Raw genomic sequence first — 7,722 nt, 5'->3', positions numbered from 1 at the left:
GTTGGTCCGAACTGAGCACAGTAGCTTAATGTTATATGAAACTCCTCTTCCTTACGTCAGAGGAGTAAGCGATTCGCATAAAATCATAGATTTTGCCTCTCTGCTTAACGTGCTGAAGCTTGGAAACATATCCCGGCGTATAAGTTAACTGACCGCCTAGTACCCCTGTATTAAAAAGTTAGTTTCAAAATCTTCAACTGAAAGAGGTTTCCCAAAATAATATCCCTGAACTTCATCACAATTAATGCTTTTTAAAAATTCCAATTGGTTCTCAGTCTCCACGCCTTCACATATTATATTTAAGTCTATGTCATGAGATAAAATAGCAACGGATTTCATTATTGCTTTTTTCTTCTTATCATATTCAATATTATCTATAAAGCTTTTATCAATTTTAATCGTATTTAGGGGCAGCTCCTTTAAGTAGCTTAGAGACGAGTAGCCGGTACCGAAATCATCTAAAGCTATCTTAACGTTAATATCTTTAAGCTTATTAAGAAGTATTACAATATTATTTATGTCTTTAATTGCTGTACTTTCAGTTATCTCTAACTCTAAGTATTTAGGGTTGAATTCTGTTTCAGTTAGAACATTAGAAACTATATCAATAAAATTCTTGTTTTCAAGCTGCTTTTCAGATATATTTACAGAAATTTTTAAGGGATAACTATATTTAGCATGCCAGAATTTGGTTTGTCTACATGCTTGCCTCAGCACAAATTCACCTAGCGGTAAAATAAGTCCGATATCCTCTGCAATTGGAATAAATTCCGAGGGCATAATCTTGGTTCCATCTGGTTTAATCCATCTAAGAAGAGCTTCCATTCCTATTAGTTTTCCTGTTTTTATATTAACTTGAGGTTGATAATAAACCTGAAATTCATTATTTATAAGGGCAAGCCTTAAGTTATTTTCAAACTTTGACTTTTCTAAAGCTTTTAAAGATATATTGTGACTATATATTATGTAAGTGCTTTTAGCAAAATTTTTGGCAAAATACATAGCGTTGCTCGAAAACCTTAGAAGTTCATAGGGAAGAGTGGAGTGCTTTGGAAAAATGCTTACACCAATTGTTGTGGTTATACCTAACTGATTATCATTTATTTGAAATGTATTGCTAGTTAAAGTCTTTTGGACTAAGTCGACAAAATGTTCTATAAGTTCTATCTTATCTACACCTTTGAGAAGGAAAACAAATTCATCACCAGATTGCCTGTATACTGAACAGTTATCGCTACAGAAGTTTTTAAGTAATTTTGATATTTTTTCTAGATATTTATCACCTACATCATGACCTAAAGTATTATTTATAGTTTTAAAATCATCAATGTTCATACAAATTGTAGAAAATACAATATCACCGCTGCACAGTTTTTCCAAGTCACTTTGCAGCATATTTGAATTTGGAAGTTTTGTAAGATTATCATAATAAGCTATGCTATAAAGTTTCTTTTCCCAGGTCTTCCTATGAGTGATATCTGTAATAGAACCTAACATTTTAGTGATTTTACCATATTTATTGTAGAAAAACTTTGCTTCAATAAAAGACCAAATGCAATTTCCGTCATACCTTATTAGTCTACATTCAAAGTCAAATATGTCAATTTTGTCTTTTATATTATTATTTATAGTTGCAAAAAATTCTTTGATATCATCTTTATGGATTAGTTGGGTTAGAGAATTGTATATATTATTTTCGCTGTAGCCAAGTAATTCAAAGCATTCCCGGGAAAAATAAATTTTACTGCTTAAAATATCCCATTTCCATAGACCGTATTTTGATGAGCACAATATAGTTCTATATTCTTCTAAATCAAAATTAGAAGTTTTTTCAATACTTAATATTTCATTAATTCTAAGTTCCATATGAGAAATCTCCTTCTTGGATAAAGTGAAACTAGAGATATATATTATAATTGTAGTATTTAAGTTAAGTATATTATTAATTAAAAATATTATGATATAATCTATTATAATACATTTACTGTGCTATAATAAATATAATTTTGAAAAGTTGTAAAAATTTATAAAATTGCAAATAGTTTTTGATTTAGTAAATACTATATTAAAAACTATGATAATAGATTATTTAATTATTATATATTCCGTAGTTTTTACATTTTTTTCTCTATACAATTGACATTAAAGAAACCGCACTGATAAAATAGAAATATGTAGCATGGTTTGAAAACTATAGTAATCATCGAAAAGGTGGGAATTTAATTTGAGTAATGAAGAAAAATTATTAATAAGCCAAGAATGTATAGATAAAGTCAAATCCGGGTTAAATACAATAAAAGTTATTACTAAAGATAAAAATATAAAAAAAGAAGCAGAGGATTTATTAAGTTTATTAGAAGCTGAGACAGCTGTAAATGAACTATCTCTTGAGGAAAGAATTCTTAAAAAAATGAAAGAAACAAAAAGTGTAGATCCAGATATGAATGCTAATTTATATATATTACACCGTAAATTAGTAAATAAACAAATAACTGAACTACAGGCGCTGCAGATGTTTGAGATGTATATTAAAGATGAAGGAAATGGGCTTAGATTTTATTAAGAATAATATTAGTTTTCGAGAGGCTGTTAAAATAACCTGTTTACATATGGTTACTTTGACGGCTTTAATTATAATGCGGTAAAAATATTTGGTTAATATAACTGTTAAAAGATTAATTTTCCAATAAATATTATATAAATATTACATAAAAATGGACGATAATAATAAAAAAGTGAATTATGGATGATATAACTCTACTTAGCAAAGGTTGCAGCAGCAGAATTATATATAGGTTTAAGTTCTGGAAGATATCTTATTGGGAGTTAAAGCCTTACAGCATTATATATAGTGATTTTATAATTAACAAAAGAAGGAGTGGTTTGCCTTACATGAATAACAATAAGTTTTTATTTGTGCTTAAAAGTAAAAAGCTTGCAGCACTAGTAGCAGCGGTAGCTTTAAGTATTTCTTTTAGTTTTACTAAGGTACATGCAGCTACTACTACAGTTAGGTTTAATGGAATTGATAGATACGAAACCGCTGCTAAGGTTTGTGAAAATGGTTGGCAGGGAAATACAGATTATGCGGTTATAGTTAACGGTGAAAACTTTCCAGATGCGTTATCTGCGGCCCCATTAGCTAAAAAATATGATGCCCCTATTTTGCTTACCAATAAAGAAATATTAAATCCTTATACATCAGTACAGCTAAATAGATTAAATGTAAAAAATGTGTTTATAATAGGCGGAAAAGGGGTTGTGTCTCAGAGTGTAGAGGATTCTCTTAAGGCAAGAGGAATTAAAGTTACAAGATTTGGTGGAGCAGATAGATATGAAACAGACATCTTAGTTGCCCAAAAGCTTGGAAAGGCTACAGAAATTGCAGTAGTTAATGGTGATGATTTCCACGACGGCATGTCTATAGCATCTATTGCAGCATTAAAAGGAATGCCGATTATTTTAACTGGAAGAGATTATATGCCAGATTCAGTTAAAAAATATCTTCAGGCTAACAAGAAATTAGACCAAGCATATGTGATAGGAGGAAAAGCTCAGATAAGTGATTCTGTTTTACCATACATACCAAATGCTAAAAGAATAGCAGAGGGGGATATCTATGAAAGGAATACTGGTATAATAAATGCTTTTCAGAATGAAATAAGTACAGGCACTATATTTTTAGCATCTGCAAAAGATTTTCCAGATTCCCTTGTGGCAGCTGCAATGGCACCGAAGACTTCATCGCCGATTTTATACATAGACAGTCCAATTTCAGATGCTACAACGAATTTTCTGAGATCAAAAATAGTTAATAATATAAAAATTTTAGGTGGACAGGGTGTAGTAGACTATTATTCGCAGCAGATAGCAGAAGCACTTCCCTTAGATATAGCTTATGTTGATAACTTTACTGATACTATATGGCAGGATCAAAAATATACAGCTAGACCTACAATAGTAGTAACTGCTACTGATGGAACTATAAAAGAAGTACCTGTTACCTGGAATTTATCAAGGGTAAATACAACAAAGCCAGGAATATATACATTGTATGGAACAATAGATGGTACATATAGAACTGTATATACCACACTTATAGTAAAGCCTATTCCTACTAAGGTTGAGGATATTACAGATGAGATTAGAGTTGGAGATTCATACTCTCTTCCAAGTACTGTACAAGCTCAAATGTCAGATGGAACAGTGAGTAAAGTACCAGTAAGCTGGGAGTATGGAGATCCTCAAATTAACACTCCAGGGGTCTATACTTTTTATGGAACCGTTGAAAAGTATAATAAGAAGGCAAAACTTACATTGGTTGTAAGAGGTAGTGGAAGCAGCACAAATCCTGGTGAGCAATATGACGATACTACCATTGAAATAGTACAGGGAGATCCATATACTTTACCTAAAACTGTGTTTGATAAAATTAGTAAGAAAAATTTACCTGTAACCTGGAATACAAAAAGTATTGATACAAGCAAAACTGGAATTGTAAGACTTGAAGGAACAGTGAAGGATTCTATTTATAAGGCATATCTGACTTTAATAGTAGTTCCTAAGATTGTTGAAATACCAGAAGTTAGAGATACTGTAGTTCAAGGAACTTATTACTCTATGCCAACACAGGTTGCTGCTAAGACTTCAGATGGCAAAATAATTTATGTAGATGTTCAGTGGGACAAACCATTTATAGATTTAGGTACTCCTCAAACATACTACATAAAGGGTACAGTAAAACACTATAAGGATCCAGTTTTATTGATATTAAAGGTTGTATCAAATTAATAATTAATTAGTTATTTTAAATAGAATTAATTTTAAATGAGGTGAAATTTTAATGAAAAAAATAAAAGTGTTAGTTGCTTCTGTAGCTATGGCTACAATGCTATCAACTACTGCATTTGCTGCCTTACCAGGCTATGCTATTATAATTGGTGATAAGGCCTATGATATAGGATATATTTCAAAAAATGTGAAGCAGTTAAATGATATACTGAACAACTCTTCCCAATATACAAACATTTACTATAATGACCTTTCTAGCAATAAAATAGTAAATTTATTCGATCCAAATACGCCTGTAGATATGGCAAATTTTACACCGAAAAATATAACATATTATAATACAGATGGAAGCAAAACAAACTATAATCTTGTAGGTACAAGCTTTGAAAAAGATAGTCAGAGTTCTACTGCTTATGCTGAAGTAACTGTAAATTCTGTAGGTTCTACTATGTATTTTGTAAGTGTAAGGGTACCTAATGATAATGTAGTTGGTAAAGTTGATGTTAGACCTAATACTTTAGAGCCAAAATATTTTAAAGTTTATAATAATAACAGTAGTGATCTAATAAAGAAAATAGGAACACCAGATACATTAAAAGGAGAAAGTAATGATGACTATTTGTTAAACTTAGTTACTACAGATTTGAATATAAAATTACAAGTACTTTCTTCAGATAAAACACTTATAGCTACAGGAACGCCTGTTGGACAATTACAAGTAGGAAAAAATATTGTTGAATTTAAATTAAACAATAGTTTTATACCGCCAACTAGTAATATTTCTAACAACAATGGATTAGGAAACTTAAATAATAATGGATTAACAAGCCAACAAGGTGATTGGACTTACTATAGCAATGCAGGAGATGGCGGCGGAATATATAAGACAAATGGAATACAAAGCTATAAAATATGTGAAGATAACGCAAAATTTATAAATGTTGTTGGAGATTGGATATATTATAGTAACTACACCGATGGTCAAAAAATATATAAAATAAGAACAGATGGTACAGGAAGAAGAATTGTATGTACAGATCAGGCTTCTTATGTGGTAGTATCAGGAGAATATATATACTATAGTTATCACTCTGGAACAGGAGTTGGAAACATAAGAAAAGTTAACAGAGATGCTAATAAGTCACCAGGAACACCTATTACTAATGATGAAGCAGAATTTTTAATTGTATCAGGAGATATGATTTATTTTACAAACAAGTACCAAGGTAATGCTATATATGCAGTACATACTGATGGAACTTATAGAACTAAGGTATCCTCTGATAGTGCTAAATTTATTACTTTAGCTAATGATAAGATTTACTATATTACTGATACAGGACAATTAAAATGGACACTTAAAAATGGAGGAAGTTCAGGATCTACTGTGGTAAGTAATGGAAATACTGGATCCAATGCCGTTTTATATTCAATGAACATAACAGATGACGGAAAATGGATGTATTATGCAGATGCTTCAGATGGAAATAAAATATATAGAGCACCATTAGTAGACTATTTGAGAATATCAGGAGATAAGTACTCCGATGACTATACTAACTTTATTAATTTAGTGGGAGATAAGGTTTATTACTCCAAGGGTAATGCTATGTTTATTGCAAATCAACCAAAGATTTCACCTAACAAGGATTCTAACGGCAGAGCGATTTATCAATATTCCTCTACTGCAATAGTAAAACCAAAGCAGGATTTAAAGATAGTATCTTATGATAAGGTAGCAACACCTACTAAAAATGCAGTAGGAGCAGACTTAAATAATTTAGAAGAATATTTACCAGATAAGGTTACTGCAGTAATGAGTGACAATAGTGTACATGAATTATTAGTTGACTGGGATCTAAATCCTAAAAAAGGTAGTGGAGCTAAGGGTTCATCAATACAATATACTGGTACAATAGTAGGTTATGGAGCAAAGGTTACATTATCATTATCTATGGCAAGCGAACCAATACCAGCTAAATCTGTTAAGGTTATAAATAATGCCGGTCTGTTAGATGATAAGATATATATTAATGTAGATGATACTGGTAAGCCAATGGATGTAAAAGCTAGTCTACAAGTTGGAGATACAATAAAGGTTTATAGAGATCCTAATAAGGCAGAATTATTAGGACAAGATATCATCGTACCGTCAGTAGCTGGAAATTTACTAAGCACTACAATTACTCTTAGAAAAGAAAAGACACTAACTGATGATGCTAAGTATGTTTATGTAACAAGAACTTCACCAGGTGTTTTAGAAAGCGAACCAGTTCAAGTGGAAATAAAAGAAGCACTGTCAGGAAAACCAGGATTTGATAGCAGCAAAGTAAATATAGCAGTAACTAATTATGGTAAACTTCCTAATGGATTAACAGAAAATGATATAGTTGAAATAGCGCCAACTACTGAACTACAGCAAGGAGATATAGTAAATGTCTATAAGTTGGTAGATAACGTTAGAGTAAGAATTGCTTCACAAATGGTTGAATATGTACCAAGTCCTAATCCATTTGATCCAATTAAGTTTAAAGCTACTATATCAATTCCAGCTGGATATATTGAATATAAGGCTGGTGGAGATAATAAAATTTATGTAACAAGAAGCACACAATTTGCAGAAAGTGATGCTATAGAGGCATCCTTTGGAGATGGTATAGCATTGCCATTAGGACAATTAGTTATATCAGGAACTGCAGGAAATGTACTACTTAGAAATCAGCTAGATGCACAATATGATTACTACTATAAGGTAAATGGTCCTACACCAATTCTAGGAGAAGATGTAAGTGGATGGACGAAGATAAATGATTTAAATAATCCTGTGTTAAGTGTTACTGATGGACAGGATGTATATGTAGTTCAAGCTTATGGTGGAAAAGCATTGAAATGTAGCCATGCGAAAGCTATAGCTCCTTAAAGTAAAAATAT

4 protein-coding genes are annotated in these 7,722 nt (G+C 31.2%); 3 read left to right on the top strand and 1 reads right to left on the bottom strand.

The window, feature by feature from the left end; genetic code table 11:
* Positions 1-156 precede the first annotated feature (156 nt).
* The gene (locus tag I6U51_RS24325) at positions 157-1,866 is read right to left on the bottom strand and encodes a sensor domain-containing protein (protein WP_211145124.1); all 1,710 of its coding nucleotides are present in this window, start codon (positions 1,864-1,866) and stop codon (positions 157-159) included.
* Between the two features lie 358 nt (positions 1,867-2,224).
* Between I6U51_RS24325 and I6U51_RS24320 the strand changes: the two genes are divergently transcribed.
* From I6U51_RS24320 to I6U51_RS24310, 3 genes are all read left to right on the top strand, one after another.
* Entirely contained in the window at positions 2,225-2,563 is a 339-nt protein-coding gene (locus I6U51_RS24320; protein ID WP_211145123.1) for a hypothetical protein, read from the top strand.
* A 179-nt stretch (positions 2,564-2,742) separates the two neighbouring features.
* A complete protein-coding gene (locus I6U51_RS24315; RefSeq protein ID WP_246517678.1) occupies positions 2,743-4,791 on the top strand; it encodes a cell wall-binding repeat-containing protein in 2,049 nt (682 codons plus the stop codon).
* 52 nt (positions 4,792-4,843) lie between these two features.
* A complete protein-coding gene (locus tag I6U51_RS24310) occupies positions 4,844-7,711 on the top strand; it encodes a DUF5050 domain-containing protein (protein ID WP_211145122.1) in 2,868 nt (955 codons plus the stop codon).
* Positions 7,712-7,722: the final 11 nt, after the last annotated feature.

The sequence above is a fragment of the Clostridium aciditolerans genome (assembly GCF_016316925.1).
GTDB lineage: Bacteria > Bacillota > Clostridia > Clostridiales > Clostridiaceae > Clostridium_AM > Clostridium_AM aciditolerans.
Note: the sequence above shows the minus strand (reverse complement) of the source record. Positions and strands in the feature narration are given on the sequence as shown.

Excerpts from the sequence above, each read along its gene's own strand:
- I6U51_RS24315 (WP_246517678.1), top strand. The coding sequence starts at position 2,743 with ATGGATGATATAACTCTACTTAGCAAAGGTTGCAGCAGCAGAATTATA.
- I6U51_RS24310 (WP_211145122.1), top strand. The coding sequence starts at position 4,844 with ATGAAAAAAATAAAAGTGTTAGTTGCTTCTGTAGCTATGGCTACAATG.
- I6U51_RS24325 (WP_211145124.1), bottom strand. The coding sequence starts at position 1,866 with ATGGAACTTAGAATTAATGAAATATTAAGTATTGAAAAAACTTCTAAT.